Here is a 20809-nt window from a genome sequence, read left to right as displayed (position 1 = left end):
CGTGATGCATGTGCCGAGGGACGACGTTGGCCCTCGCCGAAGAAGGTGGTGCAGTGCAGTGCGGTGCAGTGCAGGCTTACATGATGGGTCGCTTCTCGAGGAGCGGAAGGTGGAGTCCATCATGTGGACACCAGGTGTCGGGTGGGCGCCACGGGATCCCTGGGATCGCCAGGCCCGGCCGCGCCCGAGAGACAGTGCGGCACGGGCGGCATTGCCCGCGGCGCTACCGGATTGTGCCCTGTCACCAAGGAAATGAAACCGTGGAGAAACACGCACGTTATACGGCAGCGCGCATAAGAATTACCCGATGGCGGTTCCGAAGGCAATACCGAGGAGATACGTCACACCCGCCGCGGCACCGCCGAGCAGCAGCTGCCGAAGCCCGCTGAACCACCACGTCCGCGCCGTCACCCGGGCCACGACCGCGCCGCAGGCGAACAGCCCGGCCAGCGCGAGCAGCACCGCGGGCCAGAGCTCGGTGGCCCCGAGCAGGTACGGCAGCAGCGGCAGCAGGGCGCCCAGCGCGAACGAAGCGAACGACGAGGCGGCGGCGACGGTGGGCGAGGGCAGGTCGGACGGGTCGATGCCGAGCTCCTCGCGGGCGTGGATCTCCAGCGCCTGCTCGGGGTCCTTCGACAGCTGCCGGGCGACCTCACGGGCCAGCGCGGGCTCGACCCCGCGCGACTCGTAGAGCGCGGCCAGCTCCTCCAGCTCGTCCGCCGGGTGCTTGCGCAGCTCGCGCCGCTCCACGTCCAGCTCGGCGAGGACCAGCTCGCGCTGCGAGGCGACGGAGGTGTACTCGCCGGCGGCCATCGAGAACGCCCCGGCCGCGAGCCCGGCCAGACCGGCGATCACGATGGCGCTGGACGAGGCGGTGCCACCGGCCACACCCGTCATCAGGGCCACGTTGGAGACCAGTCCGTCCATGGCCCCGAACACGGCGGGCCGCAGCCAGCCGCCGTTCACATCACGGTGGGTGTGATTGTCGCGGTGGGCTATGTGCGTTGCCGCGGCCGTATCGAGGACAGCCATGTCGTTCAGATGCTCCCTTCCCCAGGGACGCGGACGGGTCGCCCGCATTCCCTCTGCGATGACGCGTTTCCGCTTTCCGCGTCGTATGGGTCGAAGGTACGCACGAATGGCCATGATCCGCTAGCAAGGAAGGCCGAACTTACCTCGCTGACCTGCGGGTTTACCAAAAAGCCCCCCGCGGCCGAAGCTGCGGGGGGCTGAGGTGACGCGCGTGGGTGTCAGCGCTTCGCGTCGCCGGGCGCGGGACCGGGCGCGGGCTTCGCCTCGGCGGCGGGCTTGGTGAGGCCGACCTTCGTGGCCTCACCCTCCTCGGCCTCGCCCTTCTCGGCCGTGGCGTCCCCGGCCGTGGCGTCCTCGACCGCACCGGGCTCCACGACGAGCTCCCGCCCGGGGACCCGCTTCGAGGAGATCACGAAGTAGGCGACGGCGGCGAGGAAGACCAGGATGGCGGTCCAGCCGTTGAGCCGCAGGCCCAGGACGTGGTGGGCGGTGTCGACGCGCAGGTACTCGGTCCAGAACCGGCCGACGGTGTACGCGGCCACGTAGACCGCGAACGCCCGCCCGTGGCCCAGCTTGAACCTCCGGTCCGCCCAGATCACGAGCGCCGCGACGCCGAGGCACCACAGCGACTCGTACAGGAACGTCGGGTGGTACGTGCCGCCGACCCGCCCGATCGCCGGGTCCGGGTCGATCTTCAGCGCCCAGGGCAGATCGGTCGGCCGGCCGTAGAGCTCCTGGTTGAACCAGTTGCCCCAGCGGCCGATCGCCTGCGCCACGGCGATGCCGGGCGCGATGGCGTCCGCGTACGCCGGCAGCGGGATCCCGCGCCGGCGGCAGCCGATCCAGGCGCCGACGGCACCGAGGGCGATGGCGCCCCAGATACCGAGGCCGCCCTCCCAGATCTTGAAGGCGCCGACCCAGTCCTTGCCCGGGCCGAAGTACAGCTCATAGTCCGTGATCACGTGATACAGCCGCCCGCCGACGAGCCCGAAGGGCACCGCCCACACGGCGATGTCGGCGATCGTCCCGGCCCGGCCGCCGCGTGCGATCCAGCGCTTGTTGCCGAGCCAGACAGCGACGAAGACGCCGATGATGATGCAGAAGGCATAGCCGCGCAGCGGGATCGGTCCGAGGTGGACGACACCGGTCGAGGGGCTGGGGATGTATGCGAGATTCATGGCAGCTACGACGCTACCTTGCCGGAACGCACAGGTGTCACCCCACCCGGGGCTACGTCTGCGTAACACCGGGGTGGATTCACGGGCGGTTCACGTCCGGGTGACCGTTCCGCACTCGTCGTGACGGGTCCCGTCGCGCTCGCCCAGATCACGGTCGCGGTCGTACGGGTCGACGACGGGCCCGGACCGGTCCGTCTCGTCCTGCTTCCCGTGATGGCGCCTGAGCTTGGGGAACGCCGGATGGATGAACCCGTCATCGGCGTCGCAGGTGGTGTTGCCGATGTCCACCACGTGATGGCGGACGGACAGCTTGCCGGGCACCACCCGGAAGCGGGCGGGGTCGAAGACCTCGGTGTCCATGATCCGGCGCACGACGGTGCGCGCGACCTGCCGGGAGCCCTTGTCCTTCTTCGTCAGCGGGTAGACGAAGGTGTAGTCGGCGTGCACGGCGACGACGCCCGCCTTGCGCTCGGCGAAGGTCATCCGGCCCCGCGTCTTGACGGTGCCGCCGACCACGCGGACCTCGTTCGGGTCGAAGCGGCTGAAGAGGGTGAGCGGGTCGTTCTCCTTGCCGGGCTTGTCGAGCCCGGCCTTCACCTTGGCGATCAGCTTCTCCTGCCCGGCTCGATCAACTCCAGCGCGGCGGCGGGACGCTCGCCGCGCAGGGTCGCGGGGTCGAGGTTGGCGTCGACGAGAAAGTCCTTGGTCAGCTTCAGCGCCGAGGCGACCTGTTCCTTGGACGACTCCCCCACGGCCGCCGCCTCGGGCATGACGATCCCCGCCGCGCCGTCGGCGTACTGCTCAGCCGGCGACCCGGCGAAGGGGTGGTCGAGAGTCGCGGAGGCGGCCGCCGCCGTGTCCTTCTTCTTGCCCCACCCACCGGGTATCCGGGACCGGACACCACCGGGATCGACCACGACCACGGCCCCCACGGCGACGGCCAGGACGACCCCGACCCCACCGAGCACCCGGCGCCTACGGGCGGCCCGCCCATCCGTCTCCCGCCACGCGGGCCCGGTGCGCCGGCCTTCGGGGTACTGGGGAGGGGTGTTCTTCTCGGACGGTCTTCGGGTCACATGGAGTCCGCCAGCTTCAGGGCCCGGGTGAGCATCGCCACCGCTATGAAGCGAAGGTAACCCGGTGGCAACGAACGACGGACTCCGAGCCAAAGTGGCCGAGGCCAACCGACTCGGCCGACGGAGGTTGGCGCCGTAACTAGCTAGCAAAGCGCTGAGACAGGGTTGTCCTGCCTTTCCCCGGCATCCGCGCCGCGGAGAATGCTGGAACATCAAGCGCAAGCGAGCCGAGGCCCTAGCGGCCGGCGACCGCGCGGGCGCGGCGGCAATGGCTACGGCGATGGGGGTGCGCCTACGGTTGACGCCCCCCGAAAACGCACGGCAGCCCGCCCCCGAACCGGGGCGGGCTGCCGTTGTTGAGTCATGGACTATTAGTCCGACCCGACCATCGAGGTTTCAGCTGTCAAACGACAGAACCTACGACCTCATACGTCGGCTCCCCTTCAAACAGCGGAATGAACAACTCTCCGCTCAGACCCAGATAGAGGAACTCTGTGAAAGACATGTCAAGGAATGCCCAGTCCCCCATGTGGACCACGACACCCCACGGCTGCTCACCGCGTGCTGGGGGCCGCAGGAAGAGGTGATTACCTGAACTCGTCCTTCCGATAGGGAAAAATCCTCCCTCGGCCGGATGGACCGGATACGGGTACTCATCCGGATCTTCCTCATTCAGGCATTCATAGGTGTCGGAGACGTCTTCCAGGAACTTACCGAGGTTGAGCCCCCGGCCTCCCGTCTCACCTCTCGGGTGGAACAGGAGAAGGTTGTCATTGAGGGAGCAGGGCCCGTATGCCGAGATGAAATTCTTGTAGTCCTCGGGCAAGGACAAGCCCACCGACGACTCAAATTCCTCCCAGTCCCGATCAACATCACCATTAACCTGAGGGCTGCCCAGCAAGCTAGCGAATCCTCGAGAGACGACCACCCGAAGTCCTTTCAGAGCAGGTGTAGCCACCTTTAGGCCTGTTGTAGACAGTGCAGTCGAGACCATACCCGCTCGTGCCCACCGCATGCATCTTAATCTCGGTAGGAATAGCCGGGTCCGGCCCCCCGTAGACAGGCAGCACACCATAGATGACGGTTTGGCTATGGGCCGCCTTGGTCACGTCGTTCTCCAGAGCAAGCATATCCGGGGAGTTCGTGTACTTCTGATATCCGGCGACGAAGTTGCGCAGCGTATCCCGAGCACCTCCCATTTGATTACCGATGACGTGGAGCCTGGCCCGATTGTCCGCCGGCAAATGGTCAAAGCCTGCCGGGTCCCACATCGGGTCCTCTCGGTAGGGCCGCAGGTCGTACTCGTTGATGGTCGCCACGGCGCCAGTAGCGCGGCAGTCGCCGGGGCCCGGGCCGAATCGGGTCATAGGGGCGTAGTAGAACGCCGGATTATCCGAAGGGAAGTCCAACGAACAAGGCTCCTTGGTGTTCTTCCTCATGCCACTGGCTCCGGACCCTCCCTTGCCCAGATCATGCTCGATGTCCTCGTCGGGGAACATCAACTCCAGCTCGTCCATACCGGTGTTGTCCACCGGCGCCCTGTGAGGACTCGCATTATGGGGTGCGTCCGGCGTGAACAGCGCGATCGCGGCGAGGTCGACGAGCGCCTGCGCCGAGACCGTCAGAACAGTCGTCGCGGTAGCCGTGGCCGCCGTGATGGTCGTCCCTACGGCGCTGACGACCGGACCGAGGAGCGACGGAGCGGAGATGGGGTGGTTACCGCGATTGGGATTCTGGATGATGGGCGGCTTCGGCGGCTTGGGGAAGTAGCGGCCACCGCCACCACCGCCGCGGCCTCCGCCGCCTCCGCCACGACCTCCGCCACGGGGCCGGCTGTACCAGCCGTCGTCGCCGGAGTCGTAATCGCCGGAGTCGTCGTTCTCGTAGTAGTAGTCACCTTCGTCTTCGTCCTCGTAGTAATCGTCGATGCGAAGGGTTGGCCTCCTGTACCCGAAGTCGCCCGGGCCATACATTTCGTAATCCGTCAGACGCTCACGCTGGCTGTAGCACAGGCCCGGGTTACCGGTGCAGCTGTCGTCGCCGAGCTCTGTGGGCTCGCTGATGCCCCAGAAGACGTCCCAGGCCGCACCCTCTGGGTTTTTCCTGACGACGTCCCACGTGATGTCGATAATGTCGTCCCAGTCCCAGTGACCCGACGGGTCGATGCCGTTCAGCGGCGAACCCTTGCCGTAGAGATAGCGGTTCGCCTGGGCCGACGGGCTCGGGTCCAGCTGCCACGTGTCACGGGCCGCGAAGCGCCCCGTGCCGGGCTGGTACCAGCGCGCCGCCATGTTGACGTCGCCGGTTGACGGGTCCGTCCAGCCGGACTGGTAGCCGAGGGACGAGCGGGCGCCCGCCTTGGTGCGCACCGTGCCGAACGGGTCGTAGGCCGTGGAGCCCACGACCTTCGTGCCGTCGGGCGACAGTCCGGCCACCACGTCCGTGTGCCGGTCGGTCACCGACCGCTGCGCGGTCGTGCCGTCCTTGCTGCCGAGCAGTGCACCGCCGGGGGTCCGGCTGTACGTATTCGAACCGTCCGAGACCAGGTTGTTGGAGCCGCCGTCGTACGTGAAAACGGTGTCACCGTTCCGGCTCACCCGGTCGAGCGAGTCGTACGTGAACCTGGTGTCGCCGTCCGCGATACGACGCTCGAAGGCGTCATGGGTCAGCGAGCGCTTGCCGCTGCCCGTGTCGACCGACGAAAGCGTGCCTCGCGGCGTGTAGCCGTAGCGGGCGGCGCCGTCCGTCAGCTGGCGGTTGGCCTCGTCGAAGGTGGCGGCGATGTCACCGGCCTTGACTCGGTTGCCCGCGTCGTCCCACGCGTAGGTCGTGGTCTTGCCGTCGCCCGTCCAGGAGGTCAGGCGGCCGGATTTGTCATAGGCGTATGTTTCCTTTCCGGCACCGGCGACGCCGCTGGTGGTCTTCGCGGTCAGACGGTTGTCGAAGTCGTACTCGTACGCGGTCGACATGACCTGAGTCGTGCCGTCCGCACCCGTGACCTTGGAGTCGGTCAGGCGGCCGAGCGGATCGTAGGTGTAGTCGCGCTTGCCGCCGTTCTGCCAGCCGGTCGCGCCGGTCGGCTTCGTGGCGTACTGCTCCTGCTGGACACGGCCGGCCAGGTCATAGGCCGTCCGGGTCTGGCCGCCGGTCACGGCGTCCTCGGTCAGGTTGACCCGGCCCGCGACGTCGTAGCCGTAGGTCGTCGTGCCGGACTTGTCCGTCCGGGACGTCATGGCGCCGTCGGCGTCATAGGTGTAGGTGGACTTGCCTCCTGGACCGTCGGTGCCGAGCAGCTGACCGCGATCGTTGTAGGTGTAGATGTTCGGGTTGAGGACGTCACCGGATCCGGCCTTCGTGAGGCGACCGGCGAGGTCGTGCTCCAGGGTCCGGTCGATCGTCTCGGCCTCGGCACCCGTGCCCGTCTCCTTGGTCAGGCGACCGTAGACGTCGAAGGTGCTGTGGCGCTCCACGCCGCCCGGCATCAGCTCGGCCACGTTCTGGCCGGCCGCGTCGTAGACCTTGGTCCACGTGCGGTCGGCCGGCTTCGGCTGAGCCGCGGTCGTGGGCTCGATGGTGGACTCGGGCAGGCCCCACGGCGTGAAGGAGTAGGCAGTGACATTGCCACGGCCGTCCGTCAAGCGCGTGCGGTTGCCCGCCACGTCGTAACCGAACGAAGTGGCGATCGACTTGCCGTCCGCGACAGGCTCGACCTGCTGCGCCATCCGGCCCATGGCGTCGTATGTGAAGGTCGCCTTCGCGCCGGTCGCCGAAGTGACGGACGTGCGGTGGCCTTCCGCGTCGTACTCCACAGCGGTGGACCGCAGGACGGTCGCACCGGTGCCGTAGTCGGCGGTACCGATCACGCTGCCGAAGCCGTCGTAGCGCGTGACGCTCTTCCGGCCCGTGGCATCCACGGTCTCGGTCTGGCGACCCAGCGCGTCGTACCCCAGCTTCGTCGTCCCGCCGCCCGGCATCGTGGCCGTCAGCACCTCGCCCGCCGCGTCGTACGTGGCGGTCGTGACCCGGCCCCCCGGGCTGGTGGACGAGGTCTGGCGACCCGCGTCGTCCCAGGCGTAGCGCGTGGTCAGGTTCTGCGGCGTCGGGTAGCGCTCGACGGTCGTCGCCGTCAGCTGCCGGCCGAGCTCGTCGTACGTCGCCTCGGTCCGCGCGCCGGTGGGGCCGGTGGCGGAGAGCTGGAGGCCCGAGGGCGTCCAGGTGAAACGATTCGCCTTGTCGTCGAGCGTCGACGGCTGCTGCAGAGAGTTGCCGTCGCCGCCGAGGTTGGCGTTGAGCAGGCTGGTCGCCGGAAGCGACTGCCGGATCAGGTGGCCCAGCTGGTCGTAGGCGTAGCTGATCGTCCGGCCCAGCGGGTCGGTGGTGGCCGTCCGGCGGCCCAGGGCGTCGTAGGCGACCCGGGAGACGGCGGTGATCTTCTCCCCGCCCGGCGGGGTGTAGTCGGGCAAAGTGACGGCGGTGGACCGGCCGAGCTTGTCGACCGTGGTACGGGTGACCGACCCGTTGGCGGCACGAGACTCTGTGGCCTCGCCGAAGGTGTTGTACCCCCTGAGTGTGGTCGGCTTGACGGCCTGGGGCTGCTGGCCCGGCTGCTCGGCCTGGACCTGCGGGGCGGTCTGCTCCACGAGGCGGCCGAGGGCGTCGTAGCGGTTGGTGGTGGTGAAGGCCGCCGCGTCGGCGCCGGTCTCGTTGCCACGCGGGGTCGTCGCCGCGACGGCCAGGCCCCGCTGGTCGTAGGCGAACTTCGCCGTACGCGAGCGGTCGCCGTCGACGACGGTCTGGGTGAGCTTGTTGCCCGCCTTGTCGTAGGTGAAGCGCTGCGTGTTCAGCGCGGTCTTCTGCTCGAGCGGCCTGTCGGCGTCGTCGTAGGTGAACTCGGTCCAGCGATTGAGACCGTTGGGGTCGAGCACGCTGCGCTTGACGCGGCCGGTGGCGTCCACCTCGTTGGTGACGGTGGCGGTGCCTCCGGGGCCGGTCCGCTGGACGAGGTTGCCGGCGCCGTCGTAGGCGTTGGCCTCGAGCACGACGTCGTGCTTGCTGCCGTCGGCCTGGGCGACGCGCTTGGCGGTCTTCGACGCGAGCTTTCCGTCGTCGAAGTAGGTGTAGGCGGTGGTCGCCCCCATCGCGTCGGTCGACGAGGCCAGGCGGCCCGCCGGGTCGTAGGCGTTGGAGACCACGACCAGGTCCTTGACCTCGCCGGAGGGATCGCCCTTCCAGGACTTCAGCACCGTTTCCGAGGGACGGCCGGCGACCGTGTAGCGGAACTCGTACGTGGTCCCGATGGCGTCGGTCGTACGGGACCTGCGGCCGAGCGCGTCGTAGGCGACGACTGTCTCGTTGCCTTCCGCGTCGGTCGTCTTGTCCTCGAGGCCGTGCTCGTCGTAGTGGTGGGTGATGGTGCGCTGGGCGTCGCCGCCTGTCGTGTCCTCCGTGGATTCGGTGAGCAGCGTGCCGTCGGGGTCGAAGGCTCGCGTGATCTTCGCCGTGTGGGTCGCGCCCGTGATCTCGTTCTTCACCGCGGCGCCGGTCTCGGAGACGATCCGGGACATGGCGTCGTAGGCGAAGGTGGTGGTCACGCCGTTCGGCTGGGTATCGGAGACCTGGGTCTCGGAGATCTTCCGGCCGATGCCGTCGTAGGCATAGCGGGTCACCAGCCCCGAGGGGGCTGTGGACTGGGCGAGATCACCCTGCGCGGTGTAGCCGTACTCCGTGACGGCGCCGCCCGGGGCGGTGATCGTACGGACGAGCCCAGCGGGAACGGTCCCGCCACCGACAGCGACTTCCTGCCCGGTGGTGTACGCCGTCAGGGACTTGCGCCCGTCGGCCAGCACCGTCGTGTCCGGCAGGCCGAGCGCCGTATACGTCATCGACGTGCGGTAACGGTCGTCACGAGCGCTCGTGGAGCGGGCGTCGCGGGTCGCCGTCGGCTTGTCGTTGCGCGGATCGAGCGGGTCGCTGCTGTTGAGGTAATAGTCGGTGAACGACGTCCAGCAGGAGTTGGCGTCACGGCAGGTGGTCTTGGAGACCGTGTTGCCGCGGGCGTCGTGACCCGTGACGGTGATGTGCCCGTTGGGGTCCGTCACCGTGTGCAGGAAGCCTCCGGTGTCGTAGGCGTACGTGGTACGCCCGCCCTCCGCGTCCGTCGCGGTGATCGGACGCTGGCCACGCAACGCGTCATAGGTCGTGATGCCGGTGTAGCCCGCCGGATCCGTCACGCTGATGGACGAGGTGAGCGAGGACATGCCGGAGTTGCGCATGGCCTGGTAGTGCTCGGCCACCTGGTCCTCGGTGAGCTCCTTCGGGTAGAAGGCCGCCTCGTCGAGGTCACCGGTGAAGTAGCGGGTTCCGGGGGTCTTTCCGTCCCAGCTCTCGCTCGAGTAGCCACCGCCCAGGTAGGTGTGGGCCATCGTCTCGGGCTTGGACGGCTCGGCCAGGCCGCCGACCTTCGTACCGTCGAGGTAGAGCGACTGACTGCTGCTGCCACCGGTGATGACCACGTGGTGCCACTGGTTGTCGGTGACCGCCGTCCCCGAGGTGATCGGCTTGCCCGAACCCCCGTGCCACAGCTGTCCCCTCAGCTTGCCGTCGGCATCGATGAGCAGGCTCGGGTTCCAGTCGGTCGGCACCTTGCCGAGCTCGGCGTTCTGCAGACCGAGCAGCACGCCGCTCGGCTTGCTCGTACGGAACCAGAGCTCCGCCGACATCGCGGGTGTGTTGCCCATGACGCCGTACGGCAGCTCGACCGAGCCGTCACCGGCCAGCGTCACCGCGCCGTCGTCGCCGGGCCCGAAGGCACCGGTCGCGCCGAGCTTGGCCTTGGTGTACGTGCCGTCTCCGGCGTACACCGCGGTCTTGCTGTGGGCCTTGTCGCCACTGGTCTCGTCGAGACGCCAGTAACCGGACGGGGCGTCAGCGGTGACCGTGCCCCGGTAGTGGGCGCCGTCGCCGGAGACCAGGCCGCTGCGGGAACGGTAGTGCTCGGCGACCGTACCTTCCGTGAGCTCCTTCGTGTAGAAGGCCACCTCGTCGAGCTGGCCGGTGAGGTAGCGGGTGCCGGCGCTCTGGCCGTCCCAGCCCTCACTGGAGTAGCCCGCGCCGAGGTAGGCGTGGTCCAGCGTCTCGGGCTTGGCGGCGCCGGACAGGGATCCGACCTTCGCGCCGTCGAGGTAGAGCGTCTGCCCGCTGGCGCCACCGGTCAGGACCGTGTGGTGCCACTCGTTGTCGGTGACCTTCTTGCCGGAAATGATCGGCTGCCAGGAGCCGCCGTGCCACACCTGCCCGCGAAGCTTGCCGTCCGGGTCGACCAGCAGGCTGGGGTTCCAGTCGGTCGGCTGCTTGCCGAGCTCGGCGTTCTGCAGACCGAGCAGGACGCCCTGCTTGCCCGTGCGGAACCACAGTTCGAAGGAGAGCGCGTTGGCTCCCTTCAGCGGGTCCGTGGGCACCTCAAGGGCACCCGTTGAACCGTCGAGCGTCGCCGAACCGTCGTCGCCGTCGGAGAAGGCACCGACCGCGCCGAGCGTCACGCCGTCGCGGTAGGCGCCGTCGGCCCCACCGTTGATCTCGTTGGCAGCGGTGGAACCGCTGCGGTCGCCCAGCCGCCAGTACTCGACGGGGCCGGATGTACGGACCGTATCGGCGTACGCGGCCGAGCCCGCGGAGTAGACGGGTGCGGAGATCTTCCAGGTGCCGCCCTTGTCGTCCGTGGTCTCCGTGACCCGGCCTGTGCCGGAGTCGTAGGCGACCTGCGCGTGGACGCGGCCGGACGGGAGGGTGACCTTGGTCAGTCGGCCCGAGGCGGCACGGGCACGGAAGTGCTCGGCCACGGTGGTCGCGTCCAGGGACTGGTGATAGACGGCCACCTCGTCCATGAGGCCGGTGAAGCGGCGCACGCCGTAGGGCAGGCCGTCCCAGCCGGTGCTGGAGTATCCGGCGCCCAGGTAGGTGAACGACTGCTTGCGGTGGTCGATCGCTCCGGTCAGTGTGCCGACCAGCGCACCGTCGAGGTACAGCGACTGCATCGTCCCGGCGGCCGTCAGCGCGGCGTGGTGCCAGGCGTCGTCGGTGACGGTGCCCGTGCTGACGATGGGCTGCACCCGGCCGGTCCAGTACTGACCGACCAGCTTGCCCGAGCTGTTGACCGAAAGGGCGGGAGTCCAGTCGTTGGGCTCGCCGTCGGCCAGGCGGCCGTCCTGGAAGCCGACCAGGACACCGGGCTTGGTTGTCTTGAACCACAGCTCGGTCGTCAGGGAGGTCGAGGTCCGGATGGTGTCCTCGGGCAGCTCCACGTAGGAGTTGGTGCCGTCGAAGGCGGCGGCCTTGTCACTCGTGCCCGCCACGACTCCGGCGGAGCCCAGCTTCACGTCCCGGTAGAGGGCCTGGTTGAGGCCGGTGCGGGAAGGAGCCTCGCTCGCGGCGATCGCGCCTTGGGTCTCTCCCAGCCGCCAGTAGGAGACGGGATTCTGGTCGAGCACCATGCTGCGGTAGAGCGAGCCGTCGCCGTACTCGTAGACCGTGCACTTGTCGGTGGTACCCGGCGGGCAGACCTTGGTGAGGCGGTCACCGGTGTAGGTGTACACCCACGTCAGGCCGTCGGCCCCGGGGCCGGTGCCCTTGGCGGTGGCCGTGGCGACCTTGCCGCCACTCCAGGTGAAGACGAGCGACCGCCCGGACAGCACGTCGCGGGCCTCGGTCAGCTTGCCGTCGGTGTACGTGAGCCGCTGCTCCCGGCCCGAGCCGTCGGCGATCTTCGTGAGCCGGCCGGTGGAGTCGAAGGAATACGTGCTGGCCGACTTGTCCCGCAGCACCCAGCCGCCGGTGACGGCGCTGAGGGTGGTCGGGCTGCCCGGCGGCGCCGCATAGCTGCCGTCGGTGTTCCGGCCGAATCGCATCCGCGTGCCACTGGCCAAGGTGACAACGACGTTGCCACTGCTCTCGGCGACAGCTCGCATGTCCCAACGCGTCGACCAGCCCGCGCCGAAGACATTGTCCGTCCGCGGCTCGAGCGAGTTGTACGTGCGGGTGACGGCCAGCTCCGGGCCTACGGTCTGGACGACCGCGTCGGCCGCCCTGGTCGAGTAGTTACCCGACCGCACGCCGAACTCGCGTCCGCTGTCACCACCGAGATGACCGGTCTCAGCCGGCTGCGGTACCTGCGTGGAGAAGAACGCGGGGTTCTGCCGCGCGGAGGTGTCCTTGCCGTCGAAGACGTACGCGTACCAGGCGTAGTTCTTGCTCCAGGACAACCAACCGCTCGGCACCGCCCACTGCTGGGCGGTGCTTCGCGGACCGCTACGGCAGTTCTTCCTGGCGTCCTTCCCTTCGACCTCGCAGATCTCGAAGTTGTACTGCAGCGCCCCGCTCGGAGATCGGTCGGCATCCTTGCCCGCTGCCCACAGGGTCGGGGTCAGGGAGTTCAGCACCGCACCGCTGGCCGGCGATTCCGCGGTCAGCTGAGGCGGAAGGTTCACGGCCGAGAATTTCACGGCCGGCCCCGGCACGCCTTCGCTGGTGAAACGCGGACCGTCGAGTACGTCCATGGTCCACTGCAGTGTGTACTCGGCGGGAGCCAGTGGGGCGATCTTCGCGTCGAGTGTGACGCTCTGCCCCGGGGCGACGTCACGTGGCATGGGCGTCCACGCGATGTGCGTCGTGTCGTTGATCTCCTTTCCGGAGGCATCGAGGAGGTTGTAGCGCAGCTGGATGTTGCCGCCCTTGGTCCAGGTCTCCTGGCCTTGGTTGGTCACGGTGACCTGCATGGAGCCCTGGGAGGTCGCGGTCACCGGGGCGGTGAAGTTCCCCAGCTTGTAGGTGGCGCCGTACTTGGTCCAGGTGATGTCCAGCCTGGGGCTGCCGTTCGGGTAGTCGTCGGAGCCGAACTGCTTCCAGCTCTTGCTGTCCGAATCCGACGCCTTGACGGCGAGGCCATAGTTCTTCTTGCGTCCGTGAGTCCAATCGTCGACAAGCTCACGTCCGGCCGAACCGAGGCTGATGCCTTCCCAAGCCGCACCGCATGACCACGACTCGGTGTCGGGCGGTCGCCAGCCGTGAGCGAAACTCTTGGACACCAGCGACGGGCCCGTGTCGGGACCGGGGTACGACTTGGTCGAAGACTCGGACCAGTCCGACGTGATGGCGTGGACAGTCACCGGCCGCGCGTCGCAGGAGTACGACCAGGTGTTGTAGAGCTGGAGCTTCGCGTCCAGCACCCAGGCGTTCTTCAGCGAGCTCTCGACACCGTCGAAGCGCAGGAACGATGCGGCCTTGTGCGTGCCGCCGTCATAGGTACCCGCCTTGAGAATGGTGTCGCTCGAGAAGTCCTGGGTGTAGGGGGACTGTACGTATGTGCCGGACGTCGAGGTGACGCCCTTTACCGACGGGTCCACCTTCACCGGGTACACCCGCTCCGGAGCGCCCAGCCAGTCCTTGTCGAGCGAGACCACCAGCACCTGGCGGCCGTTCTCCGCGTCCAAGGCGTAGCGGACACCCGAGGAGATCTCGCCCTGGTTGGCGTTCTCCGCCAGGTGCGAGTCCTCCATCCAGCCCGCCGGCATCCGGGCGCGGACGCGGGCGTCCTTGTCGGCGAACACCACTCCGCCCTGGTCGTCGAGCTTGGCGGTCAGACCGTCCGTCAGGAGCGGGAAGCGCCACTCGGTGGGCGCGTCCTTGCTCTTGAGGACAAGGGTCTCCTTCACGGAGTCACTGCCCGCTATGTACTGCAGGTCTGCGGCCTGCCGTACGTCCGGATAAGTGATGACACTGCCGTTGACCTTGCCCGCTGTGGAAGCGGTACCCGAAAGGCTGTAGCCCAGCGACGGTCCGTCGCTCAGCTTCATGCTCATCACGGGGTTCGCATCGGCCGTGGACGCGAAGGTGATGGCGACCGCGGTCGAGCGGGTCTCCCACAGCGGACCGGCCGTGCTCGCCGCCCGGAGGCTACGGTTGGAGCGGACAAGTGTGGAGTCGATCGGCTTCCAGGAGCCGTCGCGGTCCTTGAAGTTGACGGGCTCGTTGTAATAGCGAGTGGTGTAGGTGCCGTCCTCGTTGAGGAAGGTGCGCCGACGCTCCTGGCGTCCGGCGGGCAGCTCCTTGCTCGTCTTCTCCGAGAAGCCCTGGGGGGCCGGGGTGTCCGGCGATTTAACCTGCTCCGCCTTGCCCATCGTGGGCTGCTGGGGCTTGCCGGCGAGCTCACGCTCGGTCAGCTTGCGCTCCGGCGGAAGCTGACCGGGGGCCTCGAGCGCCCCGGGACGACCGCCCTTGGCCGCCGCTTCCGTAGTGCCGCCGGTCGCCCTGTGGCTGCGGCCCGCAGCCGAACCCCAGCGCTGGCCAGGAGCGCCGGGGCTGTCCGGTGAACTTCGATTCCATTGATCGACTGCTAGCGCGACCTGCTCGGTCCCGCACAGCAGAGCCATGGCGAAGGCCATGGCAAAGGCTATGTGACGCGTAAAACGCACGACTTTCCCTATGGAGTGAACAAAAATCGCCCATGTCTACTACTTAGACGATCTTCACTCAACCCCAAAGGGGGCATAACGCTCAGTCGGTGATCGGAATTTGCAATTCCATTACCGATCCGGAGTCTTGTATTCCGCCTATTCGAGGACAGCCCCTCATAAACCGCCGCTACCCCTTCTGTGCCTCCGCCACCAGCTCCCGCAGCTTCTGCGGCGTCAGGGGATGCGTCGGGTCGTCGTACAGGCTCTTGCCGTTGAGGATGACCGTGGGGGTGCCGCGGTGGCCCGACTTGCTGAAGGCGTCCTGGGACTTCTGGACCCAGCTGTTGTGGGGGCCCTCCTCGACGCACTTCTGGAAGGAGGCGGTGTTCAGGCCCTCCACCTTGCCCGCGATCTCCAGCAGCTTGGCCTTCTTGCCGTAGGCGTCGTCCGTCTCCGGCGGCTGGTTCTTGTAGAGCTCGTCGTGGTAGGCGAGGAACTTCCCGGCGTCCTGGGCGCAGGCCGCCGCGTTGGCGGAGTTCAGGGAGCCCGAGCCGCCGAGGTTCTTGTCGATCAGCGTGACCAGGGTGTACTCGGCCTTGAGCTGGCCCTTGCCCTCCAGGTCGTGGACCGTGTCGCGGAAGCTGTTCTCGAACTGGCCGCAGCCGGGGCAGCGGAAGTCCTCGAAGACGACCAGGTTGGCCTTGGCCGCCTGATTGCCGACGGGGATGGCGAGGCTGTCCTTGCCGATGGCGCCCTGGGGTGCGACGACGGGGCCGGATGTCTTGCGCTTGTTGTCCTTGCCGCCACCGGAGTTGGCCACCAGCGCCGCGATGCCGGCGCCGGCGCCCAGGACGGCGACCACCACGACGGCCGCGATCAGGGTCCGCTTGCGCTTGGCGCGGGACTCGTCCTTCCGGCGCTGTTCCTGCAGCCGCTCACGGGCGCTGCGCTTACCGTCGCTGTTCTTCTGGCTCACATCCCCTTACAACGAACCGGGGGCGCGGTCATACGCGCCCCCGGTCGCCGTTTCCTTCAAACGAGTTACGCGCGCTTGCGGACGCCCTCCGCCAGCTCACCCGCCAGGGAGCGGACCGCCGCGATGCCGGACTCCAGGTCCGGCGCGTCCAGCAGGCGCTTGACGAACGCCGAGCCGACGATGACGCCGTCGGCGAACTGGGCGACCTCCTCGGCCTGCGCGGCGTTGGAGACGCCGAGGCCGACGCAGACCGGCAGTTCGGTGACGGCACGGGTGCGGCGCACCAGGTCCTGGGCCTCGCGGCCGACCGACTCCCGGGTGCCCGTGACGCCCATCAGCGAGGCGGCGTAGACGAAGCCGCTGCCCGCCGCCGTGATCTTGGCGAGGCGGTCGTCACGGCTGCTCGGGGCGACGACGAACACCGTGGCCAGGCCGTGCTGTTCGGCGGCCTTGCGCCAGGTCTCGGACTCCTCGACCGGGAGGTCCGGCAGGATGCAGCCCGCTCCCCCGGCGGCGGCCAGGTCGGCGGCGAAGCGCTCCACGCCGTAGGCGTCGACCGGGTTCCAGTAGGTCATGACGAGGACCGGGGCGCCCGTGATCTCGTGCGCCTCCTTGACCGTGCGGATCACGTCGACGATCTTGATGCCGCCGCGCAGGGCGATGTCGTCGGCGGTCTGGATGACCGGGCCGTCGAGGACGGGGTCGCTGTGCGGCAGTCCGACCTCGACGATGTCGCAGCCGCCGTCGAGCATCGCGGTGACGGCCCGGACGCCGTCCTGGACGGTGGGGAAGCCCGCCGGCAGATACCCCACCAGCGCGGCGCGGTTCTCGGATTTGGCCGCGGCCAGGACCGAGTTCAGGAGTTCGATGTTGCCCGCCATCACTTGGCCCCCTCGTCGTACAGCCCGAAGTAGCGGGCCGCGGTGTCCATGTCCTTGTCGCCCCGCCCGGAGAGGTTCACCAGGATCAGGCCGTCCTCGCCCAGTTCGCGGCCGATCTCCAGCGCGCCCGCGAGCGCGTGGGCGCTCTCGATGGCCGGGATGATGCCCTCGGTGCGGGAGAGCAGCCGCAGCGCCTCCATGGCCTGGGCGTCGGTGACGGCCCGGTACTCGGCGCGGCCGATGTCCTTGAGGTAGGAGTGCTCGGGGCCGATGCCGGGGTAGTCGAGGCCCGCCGAGATCGAGTAGGGCTCGGTGATCTGGCCGTCCTCGTCCTGGAGGACGTAGGAGCGCGAGCCGTGAAGGATGCCGGGGGTGCCCTCGGTGAGGGTGGCCGCGTGCTCGCCGGTCTCCACGCCGTGGCCGCCGGGTTCGCAGCCGATGAGGCGGACGCCCTCGTCGGGGAGGAAGGCGTGGAAGAGGCCGATGGCGTTGGAGCCGCCGCCCACGCACGCGACGGCGGCGTCGGGGAGCCGGCCGGCGCGTTCGAGGATCTGGCGGCGGGCCTCGACGCCGATGACGCGGTGGAAGTCGCGGACCAGCGCCGGGAAGGGGTGGGGACCGGCGACCGTGCCGAAGAGGTAGTGGGTGTGGTCGACGTTGGCGACCCAGTCGCGGAAGGCCTCGTTGATGGCGTCCTTCAGCGTGCGGCTGCCGGACTTCACCGAGATGACCTCGGCGCCGAGCATCCGCATCCGGGCGACGTTGAGCGCCTGCCGCTGGGTGTCGACCTCGCCCATGTAGATGGTGCACTCCAGGCCGAAGAGGGCGCAGGCGGTGGCCGTCGCCACGCCGTGCTGGCCGGCGCCCGTTTCGGCGATGACCCTCGTCTTGCCCATGCGCTTGGTGAGCAGCGCCTGGCCCAGCACGTTGTTGATCTTGTGGGAGCCGGTGTGGTTGAGGTCCTCGCGCTTGACGAAGACCCGGGCGCCGCCCGCGTGTTCGGCGAAGCGCGGCACCTCGGTGAGCGGGCTGGGGCGGCCCGCGTAGTTGACCATCAGGTCGTCGAGTTCGGCGGCGAAGGCCGGATCGGCCTTGGCCTTGTCGTACTCGGCGGCGACCTGGTCGACGGCGGCGACGAGGGCCTCGGGGATGAACTTGCCGCCGAAGGCGCCGAAGTAGCCGGACGCGTTCGGCACCTGGCCCTCGGGGTCGGGTACGAAGAAGCCGGAGGACATATGAGCACTCCTGGGATGTGCGGAAGTTCCGGGTACAGGGCTTATGGGCGCCCTGCCCGGTGATGACGGAAGGTTACGGCTGTACGCCGCGACGCCATCGCATCCCGTTGATCTGGCCCGGCTCACAGCCGATGTGGTACCGCACCCGGCGGCCGCGCACGCGGCGCGCGGGCGCCCGGCAGCCGCGGGGGCGGCAGCCCCTGGCCAGCCGGGCGTAGGAGTGGGAGTGCTGCGGGGAGTCCGGGCCGCCCCGGCCCGGCCGCCCGGCCGCGGGCACACCGGTGGGGGCCGGGCGTCGGCCCGGTCCCGTACGGCGTGCGCGGCCGGTGGTCATGGTGCTCGTCAGCCCCGTCCGTGCCGCAGGGCGGGGTGGGCGCCGGCGGCGACCAGGTCGGCCACGGCCGTCCTGGGGTCACGGCCGGTGACCAGGGACTCGCCCACGAGGACGGCGTTGGCGCCGTCGTTGGCGTAGGCGATGAGGTCGTGCGGGCCGCGGATGCCGGACTCGGCGATCTTGATGATGCCGTCGGGGATCTCGGGGGCCACCCGGGCGAAGGTGCCCCGGTCCACCTCAAGGGTCTTGAGGTTGCGGGCGTTGACGCCGATGACGCGGGCGCCGGCGTCGACGGCGCGCTCGACCTCCTCCTCGTCGTGCACCTCGACCAGCGGGGTGAGCCCGATGGACTCGGCCCGCTCGATGAGGGAGACGAGGGCCTCCTGCTCCAGCGCGGCGACGATCAGCAGGGCCAGGTCGGCGCCGTAGGCGCGGGCCTCCCACAGCTGGTAGGCCGTGACGATGAAGTCCTTGCGGAGGATCGGGATGTCGACCCGGGCGCGGACGGCCTCCAGGTCGGCGAGCGAGCCGCCGAAGCGGCGCTGCTCGGTGAGGACGCTGATGACGGACGCGCCGCCCGCCTCGTAGTCCGCGGCGAGGCCGGCCGGGTCGGCGATGGCGGCGAGGGCGCCCTTGGAGGGGCTGGACCGCTTGACCTCGCAGATCACGCTGACGTTCTCACCGCGCAGGGCGGCGGCGCCGTCCTTGGCCTGCGGGGCCTTGGCCGCGCGCTCCTTGAGATCGTCGAGGCTGACGCGCGCCTGCCGCTCCGCGAGGTCCGCACGGACTCCGTCGATGATCTCGTCGAGCACACTCACGCGAGCGGCCCCCTTCCGGAATCGGCTGGTCAGGTCTGGTGCGGCACGACTTCACCACATCAGGCAATTGCGATGGTACTTGCCGGAGGGCGAAGGTTTCGCATCCGGTTGACGCGCATCCCGCCCACCGGACGACCGGAGGGAGGCCCTCCGGCGCGTACGGTCCGTGGCGCGGGGCTTGCGCGCGGTGTTCGCGTTACCCACACCGTACGCGACCGATCAGTATTGGTCCGTACCGGGCGGCCTCGATCCGTGCCGATCGAGGGTGATCGGAACCGGTCGAAGCCGGGTGGTGGGGCGGATCCGTCACCGAACGTACGGTTCACGGGTGGGATCTACGGCACGAGCGCCGAACCGCACGGCAGATTGCGTACGACCGTGAACAGCAGCACGATCCCGGCCAGCGCCCACACGTGTTCCGTCCGGAAACCGACGGGCATGCCACCACCCGTACGGGCCGCCCGGACCAGCCACAGCGTCCAGAGCGCGGCGAAGGCGGCGTACCCGGCGACGGCCAGGGCGTTCGCCCCGAGCGCCGTGCCGAGGTCGCCGTGGGCCAGCGCGTGGAGGCCGCGCAGCCCGCCGCAGCCGGGGCAGTACAGCCCCGTCCAGCGCAGGAACGGGCAGGCGGGATAGGAGCCGGGACGGTTGGGGTCCACGACGCCCACCAGGGCGACGGCCGCGCCCAGCCCGGCGGCGACGCCGAGCGGCGCGGCGAGGCGGCGCGGCAGAGGTTCGAGCGGGGGTTCGAGCGGGGCGGCGGCGCGGCCGCCGTCGTCCCGTGCGGGATCCGTCGTCACACCGCGCAGTCTCCGCCCGGTAGCACGAAGGCGCAGCTCAGGGCGTCCGTACGGGGGTTACGTACGGTCCCGGGGCCGCGCCTCGGCGCCAAAGGGACGGGCCGGATCAGGCCCGGGTCTCGGCGGCCTGGGTCCGCAGGGGCTTCTTGGGGGCCTGACCCATGCCCATCATCCGCATGACCCCGCCGACGACGCCGCCGAGGACCACCACGACCATGCCGGCCCAGAAACCTACGGGCTTGGCCATGACGACGAACGCGCCCGAGATGCAGAAGCCGATGAAGGCGATGGTGACACCGGTCCAGGCGGCCGGGGTGTGTCCGTGGTCGCTACCCGACATGAGTTGACTCCTCGTTGCTGTGTCGCGCCCGGGGGCGCGGAGATCGCTGGGGCCATTGTCCCCGACGCGCCGGGCGGCCGTGCGCCGGGGTTGGCGTCCGGCCCGGCGTGTCACGGCGTGTCACCGCCCGGGGCCGCCGGTGGGGTCCTCGCCCCGGTCGAGGGCCTTCCACAGCTCCTCGGGCCGGTCCGGGTCGGCGGGGGCCTTGGCGCGGCGCGGCGCGGGGGCGTCGCCACGCTCGTAGCGGCCGGACATGGCGGGCCACTGCGGCCCGAAGCGCAGGGCGAGCAGCCCGGCGAGGAGGAGCAGGACGCCACCGGCCACGGCCACCCACGGCCAGGCGGTGTGCCCGACGCCCTCGATGGAGGCCCGGGTCAGGCCCGCGACCTTGGCGGCCTTCTCCTCCAGGGCGGTGGTGTCGCTCAGGCCGGTGACCGACGCGCCCACCACTCCGGCGCCGCTCATCACGAGCAGCCCGGCGACGAGGCGGCGGCCCGCGCCGCGCACCGCGAAGACGGCGACGAGCGCGGCGAGGCCGACGACCGCCAGGGCGCCGGGCAGGGCGGTGACCTCCTGGCCGCTGGCCTGCTGGGCCATGCTGATGCCCCGCTCGGCGGCGGCGGTGCCCTCGGACCAGGTGCGGCCGGAGGCCAGGAGGACTAGGGCGGCGCCCAGGGCGCCAAGCGTCAGGG

General features: G+C 69.5%; 14 protein-coding genes. All 14 read right to left on the bottom strand.

Translation table 11 applies throughout. The annotated features are described in order from the left end of the window. Window positions 1-300 precede the first annotated feature (300 nt). Entirely contained in the window at window positions 301-1032 is a 732-nt protein-coding gene (locus K6I33_RS04190; protein ID WP_229348311.1) for a VIT1/CCC1 transporter family protein, read from the bottom strand. A 218-nt stretch (window positions 1033-1250) separates the two neighbouring features. Next, window positions 1251-2210 carry a prolipoprotein diacylglyceryl transferase gene (gene lgt, locus K6I33_RS04185; protein WP_229348310.1) on the bottom strand — a complete coding sequence of 320 codons (960 nt, stop codon included), beginning with the start codon at window positions 2208-2210 and terminating at the stop codon, window positions 1251-1253. A 90-nt stretch (window positions 2211-2300) separates the two neighbouring features. Next, the gene (locus tag K6I33_RS04180; protein WP_229348309.1) at window positions 2301-2807 is read right to left on the bottom strand and encodes a hypothetical protein; all 507 of its coding nucleotides are present in this window, start codon (window positions 2805-2807) and stop codon (window positions 2301-2303) included. 8 nt (window positions 2808-2815) lie between these two features. Further along, window positions 2816-3286 (bottom strand): hypothetical protein, encoded by a 471-nt coding sequence (locus K6I33_RS04175; protein ID WP_229348308.1) that lies wholly within the window; start codon window positions 3284-3286, stop codon window positions 2816-2818. Between the two features lie 403 nt (window positions 3287-3689). After that, window positions 3690-4187 carry an SMI1/KNR4 family protein gene (locus K6I33_RS04170; protein ID WP_229348307.1) on the bottom strand — a complete coding sequence of 166 codons (498 nt, stop codon included), beginning with the start codon at window positions 4185-4187 and terminating at the stop codon, window positions 3690-3692. Between the two features lies 1 nt (window position 4188). Beyond that, entirely contained in the window at window positions 4189-14721 is a 10533-nt protein-coding gene (locus K6I33_RS04165) for a LamG-like jellyroll fold domain-containing protein (RefSeq protein ID WP_229348306.1), read from the bottom strand. Between the two features lie 199 nt (window positions 14722-14920). Then, on the bottom strand, window positions 14921-15709 hold the full coding sequence (locus K6I33_RS04160) for a thioredoxin domain-containing protein (protein WP_229348305.1): 789 nt from the start codon (window positions 15707-15709) through the stop codon (window positions 14921-14923). Between the two features lie 65 nt (window positions 15710-15774). Continuing rightward, window positions 15775-16590 carry a tryptophan synthase subunit alpha gene (trpA, locus tag K6I33_RS04155; protein ID WP_229348304.1) on the bottom strand — a complete coding sequence of 272 codons (816 nt, stop codon included), beginning with the start codon at window positions 16588-16590 and terminating at the stop codon, window positions 15775-15777. Beyond that, complete coding sequence (gene trpB / locus K6I33_RS04150) at window positions 16590-17825, bottom strand: tryptophan synthase subunit beta (RefSeq protein ID WP_229348303.1); 1236 nt, start codon at window positions 17823-17825, stop codon at window positions 16590-16592. The genes trpA and trpB overlap by 1 nt, the downstream gene beginning before the upstream one ends. A gap of 73 nt (window positions 17826-17898) precedes the next feature. After that, complete coding sequence (gene trpM, locus K6I33_RS04145; protein WP_229348302.1) at window positions 17899-18159, bottom strand: tryptophan biosynthesis modulator TrpM; 261 nt, start codon at window positions 18157-18159, stop codon at window positions 17899-17901. Between the two features lie 8 nt (window positions 18160-18167). Then, complete coding sequence (gene trpC, locus K6I33_RS04140; RefSeq protein WP_229348301.1) at window positions 18168-18977, bottom strand: indole-3-glycerol phosphate synthase TrpC; 810 nt, start codon at window positions 18975-18977, stop codon at window positions 18168-18170. A 335-nt stretch (window positions 18978-19312) separates the two neighbouring features. Next, complete coding sequence (locus K6I33_RS04135) at window positions 19313-19777, bottom strand: DUF2752 domain-containing protein (protein WP_374283268.1); 465 nt, start codon at window positions 19775-19777, stop codon at window positions 19313-19315. Between the two features lie 106 nt (window positions 19778-19883). Beyond that, the gene (locus K6I33_RS04130; protein ID WP_229348300.1) at window positions 19884-20117 is read right to left on the bottom strand and encodes an HGxxPAAW family protein; all 234 of its coding nucleotides are present in this window, start codon (window positions 20115-20117) and stop codon (window positions 19884-19886) included. A 120-nt stretch (window positions 20118-20237) separates the two neighbouring features. Next, window positions 20238-20807 (bottom strand): TIGR02234 family membrane protein, encoded by a 570-nt coding sequence (locus K6I33_RS04125; protein WP_229348299.1) that lies wholly within the window; start codon window positions 20805-20807, stop codon window positions 20238-20240. Between the last annotated feature and the right edge of the window lie 2 nt (window positions 20808-20809).

Source organism: Streptomyces sp. UNOB3_S3, assembly GCF_020740895.1.
Taxonomy (GTDB): Bacteria; Actinomycetota; Actinomycetes; order Streptomycetales; family Streptomycetaceae; genus Streptomyces.
The sequence above is the reverse complement of the archived record's forward strand: the minus strand, read 5'-3'. Positions and strand labels throughout refer to the sequence as shown.